This window comes from Ruegeria sp. HU-ET01832 (genome assembly GCF_040371315.1).
Lineage (GTDB): Bacteria > Pseudomonadota > Alphaproteobacteria > Rhodobacterales > Rhodobacteraceae > Ruegeria > Ruegeria lacuscaerulensis_A.
Genome location: NZ_BAABWL010000002.1, coordinates 54,952 through 78,150, shown reverse-complemented (window position 1 = coordinate 78,150; position 23,199 = coordinate 54,952). Strand labels below are relative to the sequence as shown.

At 58.8% G+C, this 23,199-nt stretch carries 24 protein-coding genes; 10 read left to right on the top strand and 14 right to left on the bottom strand.

All coding sequences use genetic code 11. The annotated features are described in order from the left end of the window. Positions 1-38: 38 nt before the first annotated feature. Complete coding sequence (locus ABWV79_RS05655) at positions 39-1,163, bottom strand: hypothetical protein (RefSeq protein ID WP_353390877.1); 1,125 nt, start codon at positions 1,161-1,163, stop codon at positions 39-41. A 317-nt stretch (positions 1,164-1,480) separates the two neighbouring features. Next, a complete protein-coding gene (locus ABWV79_RS05650) occupies positions 1,481-2,566 on the bottom strand; it encodes a coiled-coil domain-containing protein (protein ID WP_353390875.1) in 1,086 nt (361 codons plus the stop codon). 249 nt (positions 2,567-2,815) lie between these two features. Here ABWV79_RS05650 and ABWV79_RS05645 point away from each other — a divergent pair, with 249 nt between their 5' ends. Together ABWV79_RS05645 and ABWV79_RS05640 are read left to right on the top strand one after the other, a co-directional pair. Next, positions 2,816-4,291, top strand: coding sequence for an NAD-dependent succinate-semialdehyde dehydrogenase (locus ABWV79_RS05645; RefSeq protein WP_353390873.1), 1,476 nt, complete (start codon positions 2,816-2,818; stop codon positions 4,289-4,291). A 123-nt stretch (positions 4,292-4,414) separates the two neighbouring features. After that, a complete protein-coding gene (locus tag ABWV79_RS05640; protein WP_353390871.1) occupies positions 4,415-6,598 on the top strand; it encodes an esterase-like activity of phytase family protein in 2,184 nt (727 codons plus the stop codon). A gap of 73 nt (positions 6,599-6,671) precedes the next feature. Here the strand turns inward: ABWV79_RS05640 and ABWV79_RS05635 are convergent, their stop codons facing one another. The 7 genes from ABWV79_RS05635 to ABWV79_RS05605 form a co-directional block, all read right to left on the bottom strand. Beyond that, a complete protein-coding gene (locus ABWV79_RS05635) occupies positions 6,672-6,914 on the bottom strand; it encodes a glycine zipper 2TM domain-containing protein (RefSeq protein WP_170353810.1) in 243 nt (80 codons plus the stop codon). Between the two features lie 255 nt (positions 6,915-7,169). Continuing rightward, positions 7,170-7,637, bottom strand: coding sequence for an Hsp20 family protein (locus tag ABWV79_RS05630; RefSeq protein ID WP_209195578.1), 468 nt, complete (start codon positions 7,635-7,637; stop codon positions 7,170-7,172). A gap of 120 nt (positions 7,638-7,757) precedes the next feature. Beyond that, positions 7,758-8,570 carry a trypsin-like serine peptidase gene (locus ABWV79_RS05625; protein ID WP_170353812.1) on the bottom strand — a complete coding sequence of 271 codons (813 nt, stop codon included), beginning with the start codon at positions 8,568-8,570 and terminating at the stop codon, positions 7,758-7,760. Next, complete coding sequence (locus ABWV79_RS05620) at positions 8,567-9,358, bottom strand: trypsin-like serine peptidase (RefSeq protein ID WP_353390868.1); 792 nt, start codon at positions 9,356-9,358, stop codon at positions 8,567-8,569. Before ABWV79_RS05620 ends, ABWV79_RS05625 begins: the two co-directional genes overlap by 4 nt. 118 nt (positions 9,359-9,476) lie before the next feature. After that, on the bottom strand, positions 9,477-10,799 hold the full coding sequence (gene glcF / locus ABWV79_RS05615) for a glycolate oxidase subunit GlcF (RefSeq protein ID WP_353390866.1): 1,323 nt from the start codon (positions 10,797-10,799) through the stop codon (positions 9,477-9,479). Between the two features lie 4 nt (positions 10,800-10,803). Then, positions 10,804-11,904 carry an FAD-binding protein gene (locus tag ABWV79_RS05610; RefSeq protein WP_353390864.1) on the bottom strand — a complete coding sequence of 367 codons (1,101 nt, stop codon included), beginning with the start codon at positions 11,902-11,904 and terminating at the stop codon, positions 10,804-10,806. Positions 11,905-11,926: 22 nt separating this feature from the next. Continuing rightward, positions 11,927-13,375, bottom strand: coding sequence for an FAD-linked oxidase C-terminal domain-containing protein (locus tag ABWV79_RS05605; protein WP_353390862.1), 1,449 nt, complete (start codon positions 13,373-13,375; stop codon positions 11,927-11,929). Between the two features lie 81 nt (positions 13,376-13,456). Between ABWV79_RS05605 and ABWV79_RS05600 the strand changes: the two genes are divergently transcribed. Next, positions 13,457-14,155 (top strand): DUF599 domain-containing protein, encoded by a 699-nt coding sequence (locus tag ABWV79_RS05600; RefSeq protein ID WP_353390860.1) that lies wholly within the window; start codon positions 13,457-13,459, stop codon positions 14,153-14,155. A gap of 35 nt (positions 14,156-14,190) precedes the next feature. Next, positions 14,191-14,538 carry a hypothetical protein gene (locus tag ABWV79_RS05595; protein WP_353390858.1) on the top strand — a complete coding sequence of 116 codons (348 nt, stop codon included), beginning with the start codon at positions 14,191-14,193 and terminating at the stop codon, positions 14,536-14,538. Between the two features lie 2 nt (positions 14,539-14,540). Here the strand turns inward: ABWV79_RS05595 and ABWV79_RS05590 are convergent, their stop codons facing one another. The 4 genes from ABWV79_RS05590 to ABWV79_RS05575 form a co-directional block, all read right to left on the bottom strand. Continuing rightward, positions 14,541-15,026 carry a flavodoxin family protein gene (locus tag ABWV79_RS05590; protein WP_353390856.1) on the bottom strand — a complete coding sequence of 162 codons (486 nt, stop codon included), beginning with the start codon at positions 15,024-15,026 and terminating at the stop codon, positions 14,541-14,543. A 1-nt stretch (position 15,027) separates the two neighbouring features. After that, the gene (gene rlmH / locus ABWV79_RS05585; protein WP_170353819.1) at positions 15,028-15,498 is read right to left on the bottom strand and encodes a 23S rRNA (pseudouridine(1915)-N(3))-methyltransferase RlmH; all 471 of its coding nucleotides are present in this window, start codon (positions 15,496-15,498) and stop codon (positions 15,028-15,030) included. Between the two features lie 44 nt (positions 15,499-15,542). Further along, on the bottom strand, positions 15,543-15,902 hold the full coding sequence (gene rsfS / locus ABWV79_RS05580; protein ID WP_170353820.1) for a ribosome silencing factor: 360 nt from the start codon (positions 15,900-15,902) through the stop codon (positions 15,543-15,545). Positions 15,903-16,078: 176 nt separating this feature from the next. After that, positions 16,079-17,407: a mechanosensitive ion channel family protein gene (locus ABWV79_RS05575; RefSeq protein WP_170755335.1), complete on the bottom strand. Its 1,329-nt coding sequence runs from the start codon at positions 17,405-17,407 to the stop codon at positions 16,079-16,081. A gap of 90 nt (positions 17,408-17,497) precedes the next feature. On the opposite strand from ABWV79_RS05575, the gene ABWV79_RS05570 reads away from it, so the two are divergent. The 6 genes from ABWV79_RS05570 to ABWV79_RS05545 all read left to right on the top strand — a co-directional run bounded on the left by ABWV79_RS05570 (position 17,498) and on the right by ABWV79_RS05545 (position 22,489). Continuing rightward, entirely contained in the window at positions 17,498-17,605 is a 108-nt protein-coding gene (locus ABWV79_RS05570; protein ID WP_170675431.1) for an isopropylmalate isomerase, read from the top strand. A gap of 43 nt (positions 17,606-17,648) precedes the next feature. Further along, positions 17,649-19,052 (top strand): 3-isopropylmalate dehydratase large subunit, encoded by a 1,404-nt coding sequence (gene leuC, locus ABWV79_RS05565; RefSeq protein WP_170353822.1) that lies wholly within the window; start codon positions 17,649-17,651, stop codon positions 19,050-19,052. 37 nt (positions 19,053-19,089) lie between these two features. After that, a complete protein-coding gene (locus ABWV79_RS05560) occupies positions 19,090-19,659 on the top strand; it encodes an HdeD family acid-resistance protein (RefSeq protein ID WP_209195589.1) in 570 nt (189 codons plus the stop codon). A gap of 42 nt (positions 19,660-19,701) precedes the next feature. After that, positions 19,702-20,307, top strand: a complete 606-nt coding sequence (leuD, locus tag ABWV79_RS05555) for a 3-isopropylmalate dehydratase small subunit (RefSeq protein ID WP_353390852.1) — start codon at positions 19,702-19,704, stop codon at positions 20,305-20,307. 326 nt (positions 20,308-20,633) lie between these two features. Next, a complete protein-coding gene (locus ABWV79_RS05550; protein ID WP_209195591.1) occupies positions 20,634-21,464 on the top strand; it encodes a hypothetical protein in 831 nt (276 codons plus the stop codon). Then, the gene (locus tag ABWV79_RS05545) at positions 21,461-22,489 is read left to right on the top strand and encodes an endonuclease/exonuclease/phosphatase family protein (protein WP_353390850.1); all 1,029 of its coding nucleotides are present in this window, start codon (positions 21,461-21,463) and stop codon (positions 22,487-22,489) included. The genes ABWV79_RS05550 and ABWV79_RS05545 overlap by 4 nt, the downstream gene beginning before the upstream one ends. A gap of 91 nt (positions 22,490-22,580) precedes the next feature. Here ABWV79_RS05545 and ABWV79_RS05540 read toward each other — a convergent pair whose 3' ends face one another. Then, positions 22,581-23,108, bottom strand: coding sequence for a redoxin domain-containing protein (locus tag ABWV79_RS05540; RefSeq protein WP_353390848.1), 528 nt, complete (start codon positions 23,106-23,108; stop codon positions 22,581-22,583). Positions 23,109-23,199 lie beyond the last annotated feature (91 nt).

Here is a 23,199-nt window from a genome sequence, read left to right as displayed (position 1 = left end):
TCTTCTGTTCAAAAATACTTCCGCCCGATGCGAAAAAACTAGTATCTCAACACCTGCCCCGTCTTGCTGACAACGAATTTGCGCACATCAGCAAACCCCGGCGGGCTGCGCTCGGCCAGAACCTGAAACGGACGCTGGGGCAGGATGATCGACCGCTGCGTTTGCGTCGCTCCGGTCTCGGCCCCCTGCCCGCCGAACGGGTCCAAGGCGAACACCTCGCGCTCGACGGTCGAGAACCACCCAGCGCGTTCTTCGATCACGTCCTCGCTTTCCAACTGTTCCATGGTCCAGGCCAGCGCCCAATCCTGACCTTCAGGAGCCTGCGAGTCCTCCAGCACTTGCCGCAGGGGTCCGGATTGCTCGGTATAGGCCGAGGAATACATCGGGCCCACATGGATGCGGCGCAGGTGTTTGGGGTGCAGGTCGTCAAAATCCTGATCGAAGCCCGTGGCGATCGTCACCAGCTTCAGCCCGCCCAAAGACTGCGCCATCAGATGCGCCTGCACCTCGGGCCAGCGACGCTGGTCCTTGGGTAGGGCCGTGCGCCCGCTGTCCTCCAACTTCATCATGTAGATGACTGGCAGGTTGATCTGGCTGTCATAAACCGCCCAGTGGATCAGAAACTTGCGCCGATCCCCTTCATTCCCGAGCCAATGGCATTCGGGATCGTTACGGGCCCAGAACAGCTGTCCTTTCAGCAATTCCTCGTAATAGAGCCTTTGCGACAGTGCGAATTGCAGCTTGGTCGGTATCTCGCGGTCACCAATGATGGTGCGCACCATGTCGGTTTTCAGATCGTCGGCTGATGGCATATTGGCCAGATGCACCTGCGCCTGCTGCGCGTCGTTGGCCATGGTCAGCAACTCGGCCGCCACCGGAAACCCGCTGTCGCGCTTGTCCATGGCAAGGCTGCCAAAGAACCGCCCCGTATCACGCCCGACCAGCAGGTATTTCATGGACAGTGCCCGGAACGTATAGAGCAACCCCGAGAGGTAGCGCGACACGATCCGCACCTCTTGCTTGCTGATCGCGCCCTCGGCCTCCATCGTCGCGGCCACGCGCAGGAGGTGGACGGTGATCACCTCGAATTTGCGGAAATAGCGACGCGAGGCGAAGGTGTCGGTCAGGCCGACATGGTCTTGGGTGGGGTTAGTTTCGTTCATCTTGGAGTGTCCAAGCCCTTTCCATTCCTGTCGATGTGAAACCACCATCTATACAGAGGCGAACCGATGCTGTGCAGAACCACCTCGGGGTTAATTCCAACTCGGCGTTGAAAACGACGCCCTCTCTCGCTGCCCCAACTCAGCCAGCACAGAAGCCTAATAAGGCAAGCTGCTACGACCATTATCATCAGAGTCTGGACTGCTTCCGGATAAGCCGGTTTCTCGTCGATTATCCCCAATTGCTCCAGTAGCCTCGGCAGCTCTAACGGTCCAAGGCTTGCAGCTAGCAAAAGGAACTGCTGGCGAGCAAAACTCACTTAACCCCCATACAAATTCTTATCATGCTTCTCGACAATCGAGGCAAACCGGCGGGCAAAGCGTTCGTCTGCCTTGGCCTTTTTTTCAAGCACGTCGCGGGCAAAGACCATGTGGCCTTCGTGCGCCTCAAGCATGTCGGCCATTTTCTGGTTGGTCGCTGTGCCGATGGCGGCCATGGCCGTCTGCGCCTCTTGGTCGGTCTGCACGCCGATCTCGTTGATGCGGTGGGCCACGTCCTGCTGCTGTGCGGTTTTCAGCGATTTGGTCAGGGCATCGTACAGCACCACGCGCTGCTGCGTGTCTGTCTGCAGCTTGTTGATCAGCACCATCTGCGTCGCCGCCTGGTTCTGCAGTGAATCGACCCAAGTCTTGCCCTTTTCAATGTAACGCTCAAGCGTCTGCGACTTAGCCAGCTTGACCTGCTCTTCCTGAACCTTGGCGTTGTATTGCTTGTTCAGTTCGGCCAGCTCGGTTTCAAGCTGAGTGCGCGCGGCGGCGTCCTGTTCGACGCTGATCTTGTTTTCCAGCGTAATGATGGTCGGGTCCATGCCCTGAATTTCAGCCCGCAATGCTTCCAGTTCGGCCACTGTCGCCTCACGATCATCCAGCGTGCCGGTCAGGTTGTCCTCGACCTTCACGCGCTGTTCCTCCAGCACGGACAGCTGCCCTTCCAGCAGTTTCACGATCACGTCGGATTTGGCGATCAGGTCCTGCAGCTTGTCGTCGATATTGGCGGTGCGCATCCGCTCCTGCCGCATGGATTCGGACTTGCCCCTGGCGAAGATGCCAACAAAACTCTCCCACCCGGTTTTCGAGCGCATCTCGTCGAAATCCTTGGAGAACGCGTTGGTGACGTCATCCAGACCCATGATCAGCTCGGCAATATTGGCGTTCATCACTTCAGTATGGGCGTGCACATCTTCCAGCGTAGCGTTTTCGATGTCGATATCGGCCTCGGCCTCGGCCGTGCCAATCTTGGCCCGGGCGGCGTCAATGCGCGAGGTCAGGTTTTCGATCTGCGACTGGCTTTCGCGGACTTTTGCCTGCGTTTCTTCGATCAACGCGTCAAATTTATGGTTCGACATCTGCACTATCCCCTTTTTTGTTCAATTACCCAATAAGATAGGGAATGTTACATCTATTTACATCCCCCGAGAGACAAAATTCCTGCAAACTGTGGCAAACTCGGCCCGAAAAAGATAGGCGCGATCTTTCGCGCCCGAGTGCCGCTTTTGATCAAATCTGGATTGATCCCTGACGGGTTGTGGACATAGACATTCCAGACCCCACCTGTTTGTGTGCGACAACTCTAAATTCCTGCCGGAGGCCAAGCTATGCTGGACACGACAACCGATCTGAAATCCATCCTGAAAAACCCCGATCTCCTAGCAACCAAGGCCTATATTGGCGGTCAGTGGGTGGACGGCGACAACGGCACTTTTGCTGTCACGAACCCCGCGCGCGGAGATGTCGTGGCCGAGGTCGCGGACCTAAGCCGCGCGCAGGTAGCAGGTGCGATTGCGCAGGCCGAGGCAGCGCAAAAGGAATGGGCCAAACTGACTGGTAAAGAACGCGCAGTTATCCTGCGCCGCTGGTTCGACCTTATGATGGAAAACGCCGAGGATCTGGGCAAGATTCTGACCGCCGAACAGGGCAAACCGCTGGCTGAAGCGATTGGCGAAATCGGTTATGGTGCGTCCTTCATCGAATTCTTCGGCGAAGAGGCAAAGCGGGTTTACGGTGAAATGATCCCGGGCCATCAGCGCGACAAGCGGATCATGGTTCTGAAGCAACCCATAGGCGTTGCAGCCTCGATCACGCCGTGGAACTTTCCCAACGCGATGATTACGCGCAAAGCCGCGCCGGCACTGGCCGCCGGATGCGCCTTTGTTGCGCGCCCTGCTAAGGAAACACCTTTGTCTGCGCTGGTCATGGGCGTTCTGGCCGAACAGGCTGGCATTCCGGCGGGCGTTTTCAACGTGCTGCCGTCCTCCAGCGCCAGCGAGATCGGCAAGGAGTTCTGCGAAAACCCCGGCGTGCGCAAACTGACCTTTACCGGCTCGACCGAAGTGGGCCGCATCCTGCTGAAACAAGCGGCCGATCAGGTCATGAAATGCTCGATGGAGCTGGGCGGCAACGCGCCGTTCATCGTGTTTGACGACGCAGATCTGGATGCCGCGGTCGAGGGTGCAATGCTGTGCAAGTTCCGCAACAATGGTCAGACCTGTGTCTGCGCGAACCGTATCTACGTGCAGGCAGGTGTCTATGACGCTTTCGCGGCTAAACTGAAAGCCGCCGTTGAGGCGCTGAAGATTGGTGATGGCCTGTCCGAAGGCACGACCACGGGCCCGCTTATCAACGCAGAGGCCGTTGCCAAGGTCGAAGAGCATATCAAGGACGTCACCGACAAGGGCGGTGCCGTTTTGACTGGGGGTCTGCCGCATGATCTGGGTGGCACCTTCTTCCAGCCCACCATCGTAACTGGCGTGACGCAGGACATGATGGTCGCGCAGGATGAAACCTTCGGCCCGCTGGCCCCGCTGTTCAAATTCGAGGACGAAGATCACGTGATTGCCATGGCCAATGACACGATCTTTGGTCTGGCCTCTTACTTCTATGCCAAAGATCTGAGCCGCGTCTACAAGGTGGCCGAGGCATTGGAGTATGGCATAGTCGGTGTGAACACGGGCATCATCTCGACCGAGGTTGGGCCTTTTGGCGGTGTCAAACAGTCCGGCCTGGGTCGCGAAGGCAGCCATCACGGAATGGAGGACTACCTTGAGATGAAATACGTCTGTCTTTCGGTCTAACTCTTCGCGGCCACTGCCCCGGTAGTGGCCGCGTTTGTCACAAAACTGAAGCCAAACTGTCACAACACCGCAACGATCCCGGTCCATCCCCCTCGCATCCGAGTGAAAAGAGGAAACCCACCGATGTCGTTGCGCACTGTCTGCCTGACATCTGCCCTTGCTCTGACTGCTGGTCAGGCCTTGGCAGAGATGAATTTCAACCGAATTGCATCCTTCCCCGTGGTGAAAAACATGGCCGAAGGCGCGGACACCACCCGCGAAACCTCGCCCGAGATCATCGCGGCGACCGCAGATGGCATGACGCTGGTCTACACCGACAGCCCGCTGGGCGTGATCGGCATGGTCGACATCACCGATCCCGCGAACCCTGCGCCCTTGGGTGCGATGGAGGTTGGTGGCGAGCCGACCTCAGTCGGGATCGTTGGCGCAAATGCTTTTGTTGGCGTGAACACTTCGGACAGCTATACCGCCCCGTCGGGCAAACTTATTTCGGTCGATATCGCGGGAAAGGCGCAGACCGGCGCCTGTGATCTGGGCGGTCAGCCAGACAGCGTCGCCATCGCTCCCGATGCCAGCTTTGTTGCTGTGGCGATAGAAAATGAGCGGGACGAAGACCTCAACGATGGCATCATCCCGCAGCTGCCCGCAGGTGAGCTGGCGCTGGTACCGCTAAAAGATGGCGCGCTGGATTGCGCAGGCATGAAAATGGCCTCGCTGACCGGCCTGGCCGAGGTTGCGCCCACCGATCCCGAGCCCGAGTTCGTGGATATCAACGGCCTTGGCGAAACGGTCGTCACCCTGCAGGAAAACAACCACATCGCGGTTGTTGCCAAAGACGGCACCGTGATCAGCCATTTCTCGGCCGGCAGCGTGGATCTGGAAGGCATCGACGCCACCGATGAGCGCGGCGCGCTGATCTTCACCGAAAGCCAGCCGGGCCGTCTGCGCGAGCCGGACGCGGTGAAATGGATCGACGACAACCACTTCGCCACCGCCAATGAAGGCGATTACGAGGGCGGCTCGCGCGGTTGGACGATCTTCCACAAGGACGGGACCGTTGTTTACGAAAACGGCACCGATTTCGAAAAGGCCATCATTCAGATCGGCCACTACCCTGACAAACGCTCGGACAGCAAAGGCGTTGAGCCGGAAAGCGTGACCGCAGCCACCTTTGGCGGTACTCCGATGATCTTTGTGGGGGCCGAGCGCGCCTCGGTCGTGGGGGTCTATGACGCCACCGACCCTGCGAGCCCGGTTCTGAAACAACTGCTGCCCTCGGGCGTTGGTCCGGAAGGCTATGTGGCAATCCCCGAGCGGAACCTGCTGATCTCGGCCAACGAAAAAGACTTGATCGAAGATGGTGGCCCGCGTGCACATGTGTCGATCTTCGAATATCAGGATGCGCCCGCCGCCTACCCGCACCTGACATCGGAAGGCGCGGATGAGCTGATTGGATGGGGTGCGCTGTCCGGTCTGGTGGCGGATGAAGACGGCATGATCTATGCGGTCAATGACAGCTTCTACGGCTTCCAGCCGTCGATCTTCAAGATCGACCCCAGCCAGCAACCCGCGCGCATCGTGGACGTGATCCGCATCCACCGTCAGGATGGCAACCCAGCGCAGAAGCTGGACCTTGAGGGCATCACGCTGGACGGCAAGGGTGGCTTCTACGTCGCATCCGAAGGTCGCACTGACCGTGTGATCCCGCACGCGATCTACCACGTTTCAGCCGAGGGCAAGATCAAGGATCGCAAAGGCGAGATCGGCCTGCCTGCCGAGTTGATGGCGGTCGAGAAACGCTTTGGCTTCGAGGGCATCACCCGCGTCGGTGACACTCTGTGGATGGCCGTTCAGCGTGAATGGAAGGACGACCCGGAAAACCACGTGAAACTGGTGGCCTATAACCTTGAGACCAAAGAATGGGGCGCGGTTCACTACCCCAAAGCGGACCCGGATACCGGTTGGGTCGGCCTGTCGGAAATCGTGGCCTTCGGCGACCATGTCTATGTGATCGAGCGCGACAACCAGCACGACCACCGCGCCGTGACCAAAAAGGTCTATCGCGTCCCACTGTCGGAAATGACCCCTGCCCCGCTGGGCGGCCCCCTGCCAGTGGTCAGCAAGGAAGAGGTTCGCGACCTGCTGCCTGACCTGACCTCGACCGGAGGCTATGTTCTGGACAAGATCGAAGGTCTTGCCATCCTACCCTCGGGCGAGGCGTTTGTGATGACCGACAATGACGGCGTCGACGATGCCTCGGGCGAGACGATGTTCTGGTCGATCGGGTCGGTGACGGCTGGGAACTGAAGCACATATTCCTAAATTATTGGCGCCGCGCATTACCTGCGCGGCGCTAAACTTTTTAGCATGTAACTTTTCGTCAGTTGCAAGCCGACTGACCTGCATACATTCCAAGTCCGGCACCTGCCGCAGTCGCCAGTGTTTGGCCTGATCCGCCGCCGAAGCGATTACCGACAACGCCACCAAGAGCCGCGCCGCCCAAAATACCTGCTGCGCAACGCGCATCGTGTTGGACCTGGGCCTGTGTTGGCGTCGTTGGCGCCCCGCACGCCGCCAAAGCAAGCGTGCCCAAAAGCAGGCAAGATATAGTTACTTTCTTCATTTCACATTCCTTCCATTCACTCGCACTCAGTTGTCCTTACTTTTGGTCATGTAAGTCCCAACGAACCCCTACCCACCACGGAACTGACCCAGATCAAGATGGCTGGGTTCAAGTAGCTCGTTGAACATTCAACCTCTGCACTATTGCGCAGGATAGATATTGGTTTGGGGAACAACGCCCCGCGTCTGGAGGAACGCGGGGCGTGCAGTCTGCGATAGCCCCGAGAGGCAGGACTATCGCGGTGGTCGGACGGCCTTAGTTCACGGCTTTGGCGTCAACCACGTCCTTTTCGATGGCCTGACCAGACGAAATCTGAATCCGGCGCGGTTTGAGCGCTTCGGGCACCTCGCGCTTGAGGTCGATGTTCAGCATCCCGTTCTCATGGCTGGCACCGGTGACGCGCACGTGATCTGCCAGCGCAAAGCGGCGCTCGAACGCACGGGTGGCAATGCCACGGTGCAGGTAGGAACGGTCCTTGTCCTCGGCAGCTTTCTTACCGGCCACGATCAGGGCGTTTTCTTTTACTTCAACCGACAGATCGGCCTCGGCAAAACCGGCGACAGCGACGGAAATCCGATAGGTGTCGGCATCGGTTTTTTCGATGTTGTAAGGCGGATAGCTGGGCTGGGCCACGTCATTGGTCAGAACGCGATCCATCATGTCGGCGATCTGGTCAAAGCCAATGGTGGCGCGGTGCAGCGGTGCAAAATCAAAACTACGCATGTGGTGTATCCTCATCTGAGCGATCTACGATATGCCCTCCGGTTTGGACGGGCGTTTGCTGTGTCAGGCCCCATCATTGGCGACCCGATACAGTTCAGATGGGTAACGATTTGACCGAGTTCAACCCCCGCCCGAGCTGATGAATTTCGCGCCGGAATTGGACTTGCCCGAACCGACCTGCAAGCGTCGGATCTCGGCTTTGGGTTGCGGCGCGTCCCGACGCAGCGCGGCCTTCAATTCCGACACTATTCCGGACAATTCCATCCCGAACCCGACCTTTTGCCGCCCGTCGCTGCCGACCGCGGATACTACGGAGAGAATCTGCCAGCGTGACCCGCTCCGGGCCAGCAAGGCCGAACCGGACGACCCAAAGGTGATATCGCAATTGAACGTGATCAATCCCTGATGGCGCTGCAGAATACGACAAGAGCGTTCCCGCGTTATCGCCTCGGACCGGCCGCGCCCGTACGAAGCAAGGCTGACCTCATTGCCCAAAACGCGCCCGCTGTGCAGGGCGAAAGGATTGGCCACCGAATACGGGATCGGCTGATCCAGCCGCATCAGCGCAACGTCAATCCGAACAGCCTCGGCCGATAGCCCACCGTGCTTGGTATAGTCGGGATGAATGGCGATCTGTTCGACTTTGCGCTCGGCCAGTGCCTCACCATCGCTCAGCCCAGCCCGAAATGTTAACTGGCCGGGTGCATATAATTGCCCGGTTCCCCGATCCAGCGCACAATGGGCAGCGGTCAGGACAATATCCTGCGCGATCAGAGTGCCGGTGCAAAACCCTCGGTTGCCGATATCCAGACGCCCCACAGCCTCCCAACCGTAAAGATCATCCCGGTCGGTCAGCTTTCGCTTTGCGCTCTGTGCAAAAGATGCGGTCGCTAGGCCGATAAGGCACAAAGCAGTCAGCAATGCACGGATCATGGTTTGACGAACCTTGCGCCAACATTATTTCGCGCGGCGCCCTGCGGGGTCTTGGCGATAAAGCCACGCCCCGCCGACAATTCCCTTTGCAGAATGGTCAGAGAATCTTCGACCGTTGTTCCGACCGCCACGCGCTGTCCGTCAAATTCTGCCTTTGCGGCGACCACGGACACAATGCGAGGACGATCACCCTCGAAGGAAAATACTGGCGCACCAGAGGACCCGAACTCTACGTCACAAGACATGACAAGAACGTCGGACCTGCGGCTCATGACTGAGCACACCTCTTGCAGCGCCGGAGCTTCGGCCCTGTCTCGCGCATAGGATACGACACCAACCTCTTCCCCTCGGGCAGGGCGATCACCTGTTTCAAAAGGAATAACCGTTGTGTTTCGGATCGGTTGCCACAACTCGATCAGCGCAATGTCATTGCCGATGCGGGCTGCGGTCGCATCTTCGCCATACTGGAATTTCGGATGCACAACCGCTCGACGCGCGGCGCGATAGGCAGATGCGCGCCCAAGTCGCCATGCGGCCAGAAACTCGACATCAGACAAATCCACACGTTGACCTGTGGCTTTGTCAAACAGGCAATGCGCAGCCGTCAGAACCAGCGTCGGCGAGATCAGAGTACCAGTACAGAACCCCGTTCCGCCAATATCCAGGCGTCCAACCGCCATCCACGCGCGGCCCGCATCAGTCGTATCCAGGCTTTTCAACCTGGAATCCTGCGCCATCGCAGCCATCGGCATCAAAGCCAGTGTCAGAACCTTCAACCAGTGTCGCAAGCGCTTCTCCGACGTTGCTTGGTACGTTTCCTCCTACGCGCCACGTGGGGCGAAATTAGGGCGCTTGCCTGTCGGGTCGAATCCGATCGCGACAGTCTAGCGCTGCCGCATCAGATACCTACCTTAAGATCGGCACCTCTCGGTCTGGCCTGCGGTCCTGCTGCATAGCCCGCGGCAGCGGACCTCCGGTCGCCCAATCAAGCAGTTCGACCGTATGCAGAATCGGAACCTCGGTGGCCGACCCTATTTGCATCATACATCCGATATTACCTGCGGCAATAACGTCGGGGTTCTTGGCCTCCAACGTTCTAACCTTGCGTTGTTTCAGCTTGCCCGAGATTTCGGGCTGCATCAAATTGTACGTGCCCGCGCTGCCGCAACACAGATGGCTGTCGGCGGGTTCAACCACTGAAAAACCCGCGCGTTTCAGCAGATCCTTTGGAAAGGTCTTGATCTTTTGCCCATGCTGCAGCGAACAGGCCGCGTGGTAGGCGACAGTCATGCCCTTATCCGCGCCCTCAGACAGGTCCAACTGCATCAGCACCTCGCTGATGTCCATGGCGATATCCGACACTCGCGCCGCGTCCTTGGCCAAGGCGTCATTGCGGAACATATGCCGGTAATCCTTCACGGTCGTCCCACAACCCGATGTGTTAATGACGATGGCATCCAACCCGTCCCCGTCCATCTCGGCCACCCAAGCGCGGATATTGTCAGCGGCCGCTTTGTGGCTGTCATCGGACTTGCCCATGTGATGCGTCAGCGCCCCACAACAACCCGCGCCCTCGGCTACTACGACCTCGCAGCCCAGCCGGGTCAGCAGGCGGATGGTGGCATCGTTTATATTAGTGTTCAGCGCCTTCTGAGCGCATCCCGTCATCAGCGCCACACGCTTTTTGCGCGCACCCTTGGGGGCAAAGCTTTGCGGATCATCATTGCGACTGACCGGAGGGATATGTTTTGGCGCCATATCCAGCATCGCCCGCAACCGCGCATCCGGCATCAGGAATTTGAACGGACGGCCCAGCTTGGCCCCGATCAAAGCCCAGCGGAACCGCATCGGATAAGGCAGGATCTGCGCCAGCACCCATCGCAGAGCGCGGTCGGTGAAAGGACGTTTGTACTTCTGCTCGATATATTCGCGCGCGTGATCGACCAGATGCATGTAATGCACACCGGATGGACAAGTGGTCATGCAGGCCAGACAGGACAGGCAGCGGTCGATATGTTTGACCGTTTTTTCATCCGGTACACGCTCGTTCTCCAGCATGTCCTTGATCAGGTAAATGCGCCCGCGGGGGCTGTCCAACTCGTCGCCCAGCACCTGATAGGTGGGGCATGTGGCGGTGCAAAAGCCGCAATGCACACAACTGCGCAGAATCTGGTTCGAGCGCTGGATCGCCGGGTCTTGCAGTTGTTTTTCGGTGAATGTCGTCTGCATCGGCCTACCCCATCAATCCCGGATTGAACAACCCGCGCGGGTCGAAACGCTGACGAATGCTCTGTGTCAGAGCCTGAATCCCGGCACTTTCCGGCTGGAACCGCCCCAGGGCCTCAACCGTTTCGGCCGCTGCCCTGACCAGGGTCGCGTGGCCGTCAAATGCCCCAAGACGTGCCCGCAGGTCGTCCCCTTTGCGCACCAGCGCCCAAATCAGCCCGCCACCCCAATCGAACAGAGTCTGATCCGCCCCAAGCCGCGCCGCAATCCCAGGCGCATCCGAGGGTTTGACCGAGATCCGCCATACATCTCCTTCATGCCCGTGAAACGCCGATACGTCCCGAATGGCCTGCCAAATCTCGGCCGAACCGTCGCGCTCCGCGACATCCCCATATTCCGCCAAAACCGACTTTAACTGCCCAACGCGATACGCCACGGAGTCAGCGAAACCCTCAATTCTAAGCAAAGCATGACCGTCTTGCGGATCAAAGGCCGCACCCGAGACCTCGAAAGGGGATTTCAAGGCCGCAGACAATGCCCCCACCGCACGGGATGCATCCGCAACTCGCACTGCCAACGTCGCCACCGCCTGTGGCTTGGGCAGCACTTTCAGCGACACTTCGGTCAACACACCCAATGTGCCCCACGACCCGCCCATCAGCTTGACCAGATCATAGCCGGTGACGTTCTTCATCACCCGCCCGCCATTCTTGACCACTTGGCCCTTGCCATCGACATAGCGCACACCCAGCAGGAAATCGCGACATGCCCCGGCCTGAATGCGGCGCGGGCCCGAGATATTGGCGGCCACGACACCGCCAATGGTCGGTGCACCATTCGTACCCAACAGACCGCGATGATCCATCGGCTCAAACGCTAGTTGCTGCCCTTCGGCCTCCAACGCGGCCTCGATCTCTGCCACGGGGGTGCCGGCTTGCGCCACAACCGTCAGCGCGCCCGGTTCGTACAGGGTGATCCCGCTAAGTCCGCCGGTTTCGATAGTCATCTCTGGACCGCCGATCCCACGGGTGCCGCCACCGGCAATTCGCACGGGATCCTGCAGCCCGGCCACTGTTTCGGCCAGCTCGGCCTCAGTCCTGGGTTTCATCATATTTCTTCTTTATTAGAGCCTATTCTGCAGCGATCCGCGCCTCGCGGCGGGGCTGAGAAACATCCAATGGGAACACTTTGGCCGGGTTCAGCAACCAGTTCGGATCGAATACATCCTTGACGGCCATCTGCGCCTCAAGATCCGCAGGCGCGTATTGATGCGACATCAGATCCCGCTTTTCGATGCCCACACCATGCTCGCCGGTCAGGCAGCCGCCCACATCCACGCAGAGCTTTAGGATATCCGCTCCGAACGCTTCGCATTTCTCAAGATCGCCGGGTTTATTGGCATCGAAAAGGATCAGCGGGTGCATATTTCCATCGCCCGCGTGGAACACGTTGCCCACGGGCAGGCCATACTCCTCGCTCAGCTCTCCGATACGGCGCAAAACCTGCGGCAATGCCGAGACCGGGATGGTCCCATCCAGACACATATAGTCGTTCATCTGACCCATCGCGCCGAAGGCCGATTTGCGCCCTAGCCAAATCTTGGCGCTTTCTTCTGCGGACTGACTTTCGCGCAGCTCGACAGGGTTGTGACGCTTAGCAATCTCTATGATCTTGGACAGCTGATAGTCGATTTCGGCCTCAGAGCCTTCGACCTCGACGATCAGCAAGGCGTGGCAGTCGGGGTAGCCGGCCTGAGCAAAGTTCTCGCACGCCTTGATACACAGCGCATCCATGAACTCGATCGCCACCGGCAGGATACCCGATTTTATAATATCAGACACACATTGCCCGGCGACTTCGTTACCATCAAAGCCCATCAGAACGGGCCGCGCGCCTTCGGGCTTGCGCAGGATGCGCAGCGTCGCCTCGGTCACGACACCCAACTGTCCCTCGGATCCGCAGACCACGCCCAGCAAGTCCAGCCCGCTCGCGTCCAGATGCGCGCCACCGATTTCGACCACACTGCCATCCATCATCACCATCGTGACGCCCAGCAAGTTGTTCGTCGTCACACCGTATTTCAGGCAATGCGCCCCACCCGAATTCATCCCGATATTGCCCGCAATCGCGCAAGCCAGCTGCGACGACGGGTCGGGGGCATAGAAGAAATCATCTTCTTCCACGGCACCGGTTACACTCAGATTAGTACGGCCGGTCTGAACGCGGATGAAGCGGTTATCATAGTCGGTTTCCAGAACTTCATTCATTCGGGCGATGCCAAGAATGACGCTGTCCGCCGTGGGCAACGCCCCACCTGCCAGCGACGTGCCCGAGCCGCGCGGAACCACCGGCACGCCCTCTTCATTGCAGATGCGCAGCACGTCCGAGACCTCAGACGTCGTAGACGGTAGCACCGCCAACATCGGAGGGCAGCGATAAGCAGTCAGCGCGTCGCACTCATACGCGCGCGTCTCGGCCGGGTCGTGGATCACCGCATCTTCTGGCAGAACCTGCTGCAATCGGCGCAGAACCACGTCCTTTCGACGCAGGATGTCGGGGTTTGGCTTTGGCATTTCCATGGCGGCCCTCCAGTTTGGTAAAATAATATTACCAATTTTCTGATCTGGCAAGTTCTAACGTCACAACCTAGTGTCACGCTTATGTCCTGGATTGATCAGTCTCTGCCCTTCGCGCCACTCGATTTTATCGGCATCGCCTTGCTGATCGGCGCGTGGCTGTGGATCGGCTGGCGGATCGAAAATCCGCCCCCTGAAAAACCCTCGGTCGGGATGATCATGGATGGCTATCGCCGGGACTGGATGAAGGAAATGGTCACGCGCCAGCCGCGTATGTTTGACGCGCAAGTGGTGGGCACGATGCGACAGGGCAGCACATTCTTCGCCTCGACTACGATGATCGCCATCGGGGGTGGGCTGGCCCTGTTGGGCAATACCGAACGGTTGGCAGGACTGGCGCAGGATCTGGCCCTTGGGACCGCACCCGCGTTGGTGTGGGAGGTCAAGATCCTGATCATCCTGTTGTTTTTGGCCAATGCCTTTCTGAAATATGTCTGGGCGCATAGACTGTTTGGCTATTGCGCCGTGCTGATGGCCGCCGTCCCAAATGACCCCGATGATCCCACCGCTTATCCCCGTGCCGGGCAAGCAGCCGAGATCTGCGTTACCGCCGCCCGCGCCTTTAATCGCGGCCTGCGGGCGACGTATTTCGCACTGGCGGCCGTGGCGTGGATTCTAGGGCCTGTAGCTTTGATTGCGGGGACCGTAGCAACACTGGCGATGCTGTATCGGCGCGAGTTCGCATCGCATTCGCGCACGGTGCTGCTTAACACCAGATCGTGATCACCACTCTGCATCAATGGGGTTAAGTTCACATCATGCGATATCTTGTTTTGACCGCCCTTCTGGCCACCCCCGCCCTTGCCGATGATCCCGTGATCGAGGCCGTCACTGCCAAACAGAGCGGCGCGACATGGCGATTCGATGTCACCGTCCTCCATCCCGAAACGGGTTGGGATGACTACGCAGATGGCTGGCGCGTGCTGGATATGGAGGGGAAAGAGCTAGGGATGCGCGTACTGCATCACCCGCATGAGAATGAACAACCCTTCACCCGATCGCTCAGTGGTGTGGCGATTCCCGAAGGAGTGGCGCAGGTTCAGGTGCAAGCCCGCACCAACACGGACGGCTGGGCCAAAGAGACCTTTGTGGTCGATCTGAACTGAGGTCAGAAGACCCCCATCGCCAACCCAGCGGCCATGGCCAAACCCAATTCGCGGCAGTTGTCCAACTGGGCGTCGGGGATGGTTTTCTCGGCCAATATCGCCTCGGGCGTTTGCGCATGGGTGCAGATGATCAAAGGCGGCTGCACCTCTTTCAACCGCCAGCCCGTTGCGATGCGGGCGGTTTGGCGGGCGGCGTTTTCGCCATCGGACCCGGCGCAAACCATTTGCGCATAGGGGCGGCCCTCAATGCCGCCCAGAACCGGGTAGTAGCTGCGATCGAAGAACTCTTTCATTAGACCCGAAATAGCGGCCAGATTCTCAGGCGCGCAGAAGATATAGCCGTCGGCTTGCAGTAAGTCTTCGGGTCCGGCCTGATCCGCGGTTTTCAGAACCACATCCGCCTCATCCCGCGCGGCCTGCGCTGCGGCTTCGGCCATCTGCCGGGCCCCGCCAGTACGCGAATGGTAGACGATCAACAGCTGCGCCATATCAGACCCGATGGTAAGGGCCGCCCGAGAGAATGGTCGCGGCCCGATAGAGTTGCTCGGCCAGCATCACACGGACCAGCATATGGGGCCAGACCATCGACCCGAATGAGATGGAAAAATCCGCTTCATCCCGCAGATTAGGGTCTATTCCGTCAGCCCCGCCGATGATCAGCGCCAAATCCTGCCGCCCGGCATCACGCCAGCCGCCCAGCTTTTTGGCAAAATCCGGCGAGGACATCACTCGCCCGCGTTCGTCCAGCGTACAGATCACCGCGCCCTTGGGCAGCGCCTTGCGTAGCAGCGCGGCCTCAGCCCCCATGCCTGCGTTTTTTTTGTCTTCAACCTCAATCACCCGCGCGGGACCAAGGCCCAGCGCGCGGCCGGTCCGGTCAAATCGGGTCAGGTAATCGTCAAGCAGGGTCTTTTCGGGTCCGGCGCGCAATCGCCCGACCGCAACTATGCTGATGCGCATGTCTCTCTCGCCTCCGACCCTTCAACAGGGGCCGGGATGGCGCCTCAGTTGGCCGAGGCGCTGCCGCCCGCAGGCAGCCACATCTTTTCCAGCTGGTAGAATTCACGAACTTCGGGGCGGAAGATATGGACGATCACGTCGCCCGTATCGATCAGCACCCAGTCGCCGGCATCCTTGCCTTCGACCTTCGAGGTGAAACCGAATTCCTGCTTGATGCGATCCGTCAGCTTTTCCGCCATGGCCGCCACCTGACGGGTCGACCGACCCGAGGCAATCACCATGTGATCCGCAACAGAAGACTTACCTTGCAGGTTGATCTGCACGACGTCTTCGGCCTTGTCATCGGAAAGTGAGGAAAGGATACGCTCAAGCAGCTTGTCGCTGATTGACTGAGAGTGGGCCATCACGCTGGCCCCGTCATCGGCGGGCAAACCCGCCTGGGTATGTAGAGACAGGACATAGTCCTCCTTTGCTGCACGCCATCAAATCCCGGCGCCGGGGTACTAATAGGGTAACAAGGGGAATGCAACATTTCAATGAACCGCCGCGCAACGTAGGGTCACTCCAATGCGATCTGTTGCTACTCTGCGTCGGACAAAAGTCGCACTTCACGCTGCGGGAAAGGCAGAGATATCCCCTCGGCTTTAAACGCATCCCACAGCGCCAGATAGACATTGCCACGGATGTTCGTCAGCCCCTTGGTCGGGTCGCTGATCCAAAAGCGCAGTACATAGTCGACGCTGCTGTCCCCGAAACCGGTAATATGGCAGACCGGTTCATGTAGACCCCCGCTCAGAACCCGACCTACCGCTTTTACTGATTTGATGGCCGTTGCACGTACCTGGTGCGGGTCGTCGTCGTAGCTGGTGCCGAACTCAAGATCCAGCCGCACGAACTTGTCGGAATGCGACCAGTTCACGACCTGACTGGTGATCAGATCTTCGTTCGGGATCAGGTATTCCCGCCCATCCCGTGTCACGACCGAGACATAACGCGCGCCCAGCGCATTGATCCACCCAAACGTATCGCCAAGCGAGATCACATCGCCCGGCTTGATCGAGCGATCCATCAAGATGATAATCCCCGAGATCAGGTTAGACACCACCTTTTGCAGCCCAAACCCGATGCCCACACCGATGGCACCTGACAACAGCGCAATCCCGGTCAGGTCAAAGCCCAGCGTTCGAATGGCTGCCAAGAAAACCGCACCATACAAAACCACCTGAATGCCCTTGGCCAATAGCACCTGCATGGAAGGCGTAATGTCGTCGTTGTTTTTCAAACCACGTTCGGCTGCGCGCGTACCCACACGCGCCAACGTCAGCAGAACACCGATCAACAGCGTCGCCTTGATGATCCCCAGCACCGAGATATGCAGATCTCCGATAGAAATCGCGACTCCGTCCAAAAACTCGGCCACGTCATCAGTCAGATTCAGGGCAACAAGCGTTGCATAGACCCACATGGCCCATTTGAAGATCCGCCGCAGCGTCCGGTTGCGCACCAGTCGCGCCACCAGCGCTATGGCCAACCACGCCGTCGCCAAAGTCGCGATAACGCCAATGATATAGCTGCGGGACGGCCATGTGATCTGCTGCATGACCAGATACAGTGCCCAGGACAGCACTACGAAATAGACCAGCGTCAAGCGCTGCATCAGCTGTACTAAAACGCGCAAACGCCATTTGGGCCACCCCGTGCGCGCCCGCGCCCAAGAATCCCACCGGCCTTGCGTGAAAAGTTTAAGGCCAAATGCCAAAGCCCATAGCAATAGAATGATCACCAGCTGGTGCTGACGCCAGCCCGGCGTGACCACCAGTTCAAGAAGGTTTTCGAATTGCACCGAAAAGCCCGCGACCATGTTGTCATAAAGGTCCGACAGCGAGCTGGGGATCAGGTCTTGATTCATGCCCCCAGCTTGGACACCACAGCCCCATGATGCAAGCCTGACGCAGTTTTGAACCTTGATTGACGGCAAGCCGCGATATATCTGGACGCCATGAGACTCACTGTAGCCCAAATTCAGAACCTGGAAGACCGCGCGCGTCTGCGTGAACGGTTCTTTGGCGCTGCCCGCACGGTTCTGGCGCGGCTATCCGCGGCCTGAGCCATTTCGCCAGCCATTTCTCATTACATACGGGAGAGGACCGATGTCCCCCAAAACACTCTATGACAAGATCTGGGATGCCCATGTCGCGCACGAAGCCGATGATGGCACCTGCCTGCTGTATATTGACCGCCACCTGGTTCACGAAGTGACCAGCCCGCAGGCCTTTGAAGGGCTGCGTATGGCGGGCCGCAAAGTGCGCGCGCCGGAAAAAACCATCGCCGTGCCGGATCACAACGTACCCACCACGCCGGACCGTGTGAACGGGATCGAGAACCCGGAATCGCGCATTCAGGTCGAGGCGCTGGACAAGAACGCCAAGGATTTTGGCATTCACTACTATCCTGTGCATGACGTGCGTCAGGGCATCGTCCACATTGTCGGCCCCGAACAGGGCTGGACCCTGCCCGGCATGACCGTTGTCTGCGGCGACAGCCACACCGCCACCCACGGCGCGTTTGGCGCGCTGGCCCACGGCATCGGCACATCCGAGGTTGAGCACGTTCTGGCCACGCAGACCCTGATCCAGAAAAAATCCAAGAACATGAAGGTGGAAATCACCGGCAAATTGCAGCCGGGCGTGACCGCCAAGGACATCACTCTGGCCGTGATCGGTGAGACCGGTACCGCTGGCGGCACCGGCTATGTCATCGAATATTGCGGTGAAGCGATCCGCGATCTGTCGATGGAAGGCCGCATGACCGTCTGTAACATGGCGATCGAAGGTGGCGCCCGCGCGGGCCTGATCGCCCCCGACGAGACCACGTTCGAATATGTCAAAGGCCGCCCCCACGCCCCGAAAGGCGCGCAATGGGAAGCCGCGATGGACTGGTGGAAAACGCTCTACACCGACGAAGGCGCGCATTTCGACAAAGTTATCACCCTGCGCGGTGAAGACATCGCGCCCGTCGTCACATGGGGCACCAGCCCCGAGGACGTGTTGCCGATCACCGCAACCGTGCCGAACCCCGAAGATTTCGAAGGTGGCAAGGTCGACGCGGCCCGCCGCTCGATCGAGTATATGGGTCTGGAAGCCGGTCAAAAGCTGAGCGATGTGGAAATCGACACCGTCTTTATCGGGTCTTGCACCAATGGCCGGATCGAAGATTTGCGCGCAGCTGCTGAAATCCTGAAGGGCAAAAAGATCAAGGACGGAATGCGCGCCATGGTCGTGCCTGGCTCGGGCCTTGTGCGCCTGCAGGCCGAGGAAGAAGGGCTGGCAGATATCTTCAAAGAGGCCGGATTCGAATGGCGTCTGGCGGGATGCTCCATGTGTCTGGCGATGAACCCCGACCAGTTGCAACCGGGCGAGCGCTGTGCCGCGACCTCGAACCGCAACTTCGAAGGCCGTCAGGGCCGCGGAGGCCGCACCCACCTGCTAAGCCCGGCCATGGCTGCCGCTGCGGCACTCACAGGACGGCTGACAGACGTCCGTGAATTGATGTAAGGTACCCTCATATCTGAATATTTGAGGGATTGAACTGATGAGTGACTGGATCAAATGGCTGCTGTTGGGGCTTCTGTCCATCGCGTTTGGCATCTTTGTGCTGGGCGCGCCCGCGGTGGCGTCTATTGCAGTAACGGTGGTAACCGGTGTGTTACTGCTGATTTCGGGTGTGTTGCAGATTGTCGGCGGCTTTACGGTCGAGGGCACCGGTAACAAGATCCTGTCGCTTATCATGGGTGTGGTGATGGTGTTCCTTGGATGGTCCTTCTGGATGCATCCGCTTGAGGGCACGCTGACATTGGCAACCGTCTGCCTGATCCTGTTTCTGGCTGGCGGTATCGCCCGGGTTATCCTGTCGTTCCAGATGCGTGGCACACAGTATTTCTGGGCAACGCTGATCTCGGGCGTGATGTCGATTGTTCTGGCTGTCCTGATCTGGCGCTTTGCTGCCACCGACCCTGCGGTATTGTTCCAGTTGCTGGGCATTCTGCTGGGGATCGAGATGCTGTTCAACGGGCTTGGTCTGGTCTTCATGGCGTTCTTCGTCAAGAACAACCCCGATGCCACCCTATCACCTGACGAAACCACAGAAGCGAAACAAGCTTAAAAGCAGGGCACGGGCGCGGCCCTCCCCTGCAGGAGTGTAGAGATGGAAAAGTTCGAAAAAGTCCACGGGGTGGCCGCCCCAATGCCGCTGATCAATATCGACACCGATATGATCATCCCCAAAGTGCACCTGAAAACGATCAAACGGTCCGGCCTTGGCGTCGTGCTGTTTGACGAGATGCGCTATCACGACCACGGCGGCGAGAACGAAGATTTCGTTCTGAACAAACCCGCCTATCGCAACACCGAAATTCTGGTGGCCGGCGACAATTTCGGCTGCGGCTCGTCGCGCGAACACGCGCCCTGGGCGATCAAGGATTTCGGCATCAAGGTCGTGATCTCGACCAGCTTTGCCGACATCTTCTTCAACAACTGTTTCAAGAACGGTATCCTGCCCATCGTGGTCGAGGACGAGCACCATGCGATCCTGATGGATGACGCGCATAAGGGTGAAAACGCCCGCATGACCGTGCATCTGGAAGAGCAGAAGATCACCACTTCGGACGGCGTCGAGATCACGTTTGACATCGACCCGCACCGCAAACATTGCTTGCTGAACGGTCTGGACGACATTGGCCTGACCATGGAGAAAGATCACCACATCGACAAGTTCGAGGATCACGCAAGCCAGGCCCGCCCCTGGGTCTGATTCTTTCGATTCTGCAAACACTCAACTTATTGGGGTCGCGTCAGCGGCCCCTTTCGCATTCTTGGGGTCGAGATTAACGCAACCACAACATGTAGCGGGCATCTTAAATACCGCGTCGGATTTGCGACACGAATGATGCAAACCCGCACCAGTTTTGCCATCTTTTTGCCCAAAATGGCGTGTTTTCTGCACCTTGGCTTGAGCGAAGTGCCTTAGGGGGCCAGTGTTGGCGCTAAAGAGGCATCCGTCAGAATAATCAACGGCGGGCACAAGTTGGAAAGAAGTCGGCAAAGAATCGGCCTATCCAGTTTGAAAGGGTTCGGATAGTGATTGCGCGCACAACAGGGGCGGCAATTCGGGGGATATTGGTTGCACTGATGGTGCTGACCCCCGCGTTGTATCTGCCCGTATCGTCAACGAATGGGACCGAGATCGTCGTGTTTCTCGCCATTCTCGCGTTTTTCCTGACCTTTGCCGAATATAACTCGGCCTTTCCCAGCTTTATCGAATTCCGAGATGCGCCGCCTGTAAACCGCCTGAGGTTCGTCGGACTTGTATCGATGATCATGTTCCTGACACTGATCTGCAAGAATGCCTACGCGCCGACCGCTCTGACCGAGGTATTCTACACGATAGGCGTTGGTGTCGCGAATGTCGTCGATTTCCCGTATTCGCCCGTTCGGCTGATAGTTCTAATGCTGCCCGTTGACGCAAGCATTCCACTGACCGAACTGGTTCGCATTTCAGCCAGCGTTGCGTATGTGGCTGCGCTGGCCACGATCGGCAGCTTTGCATATGCGGTTAAACTGCGCGGGTGGCCCACAGGCAATGGCGCGTTCAATGTCTGGACCAACCTACCCCTGTTCGACCCAACCAAAGGCGGAGACGTCGTCACCCGCCTGCAGCGAGACGGTCGTCTGAATATCTCGATCGGAGTATTGCTGCCCTTCCTGATACCGGCGCTGATCAAACTGCTGACCGACTATGCGAATCCGATCTCGCTCAGTAACCCGCAGACGCTGATCTGGACCATGAGCGCCTGGGCCTTCCTGCCGGCTAGTATGATAATGCGTGGTATGGCCACCCTGCGCATCGCGAACCTGATCGTCGAAAAGCGCCGCGCATATTCAACAACCGAGTCCACACAGACCGCATGATCCGCGTCTTGCTTTTGCTGCTGCTGCCCTTTGCGGCGCAGGCAGACACCATCCGTGTAGCCTCCTTCAACACCGAACTCAGCCGTGACGGCCCGGGCCTGCTGCTGCGCGATATTCGGCGCGGCGATACGCAGGTACAGGCCGTGGTCGCGGTTCTGACACGGACCCGCCCCGATATCGTTGCGCTTCAGGGTGTCGACTGGGACCTGAATGGCGAAGTGCTTGCTGCTCTGAAGTCCGAGCTGCGCTTGGCTGGGCTGGACTATTTGCACCACTTTTCCGCGCAACCAAACGCAGGTTTGGAAACCGATCTGGATCTGGATGGCGATGGTCGCACACATGGTCCCGGAGACGCTCAGGGTTGGGGTCGCTTTACTGGTCAGGCGGGCATAGTAGTTCTGTCCCGCTATCCCATTGTGCGTGAAGGCGTTCAGGATTTCACGCCATTGCTGTGGCGCAATGCACCCGATGCGCAGCTACCGGTCAAGGATGGTGCCCCCTTCCCATCCGACGCGGCGCACCGCGTTCAGCGCTTGTCTTCGGTCGGGCATTGGGTTGTTCCGATCGAAACGCCCTTTGGGCCATTGGACCTGCTAACCTTCCACGCGGCGCCGCCGGTGTTCGACGGGCCTGAAGACCGCAATGGCCTGCGCAACAAAGATGAAATCCTGTTGTGGCGTGCCCTTTTAGACGATCGGATCGGCACACCACCCCACGCGGCTTTCGTCATTGCCGGAGACGCAAACCTGGACCCGTCACGGGGTGAAGGGCGCAAAGAGGCCATTCGCATGCTGTTAGAAGACCAACGTCTGCAAGACCCCGAGCCTGCGGACCCAACCGGCAACACGGCCACAGTCAGTTGGAAAGCAGTTGGGGAAATGCGGGTCGACTACGTTCTGCCTTCGACGCATTTGCGCGTGGTGGACGCGGGCATTCATTGGCCCGACACAGACACAGGCTTGCGAAAAGAGGCGCAAGCAGCCAGTCGCCACCGTTTGGTATGGGTCGACCTGGCCCAGCCTTAGAGGCTCTAAAAGCGATATCAGCAGTAATACAAACCCCGCAAAGGACATCAGCCCGGACCAGCAGATATCCGGGCTGTGTTACAGAATTCAATCAGAGCGGGCCGGTATAGGTGCCACGCGGCGGGTAATCATTGCCTAACGTGAATTTCAGGCCGCCGACGATATCAGAAATGGCCGGGCGGCCGAACGGCGTTGTCTGCTGCCACGCATAGTACAACGTTCTGTCTGTCCCGATATAGAAATGGCCGGGTTCGGCGAACATCGCGGGCTCGGTACTGCCCTCGCGCGCGGTTGAGATTTGCAGCCCCCAATCCTCACGCGCGGCGGCCAAAGGCAGGCTGTGACCCACACGCAGACTCGACACCCCGGCTTTTTCGGCAGTTTCCGCAGCACGTTCAGCAGTATCCGTGGTCACCATGATCACCTCGACACCCAGAGCGGCGAAATCGTCCAGCGCGGCCCCTACCTCGGAAATCTGCTTGATGCAGATGGGGCAATGCAGCCCGCGATATTGAATCACCAGCGTGCCGTTTTCACCCTTATCGGCATCCAGATCGAAACTTCCGTGGCTGACGGTATCGATTTTCAGGCCTGGAACAGGATTTCCCGGTGTTAACATGTGTTTTCCTCGTGACTTGGCTGGATCGTCTCATTGACCCGCTCGGGTCCAGACGCTAGGCCCTGTGCGACGAAACGCAAGGAGATCCTTC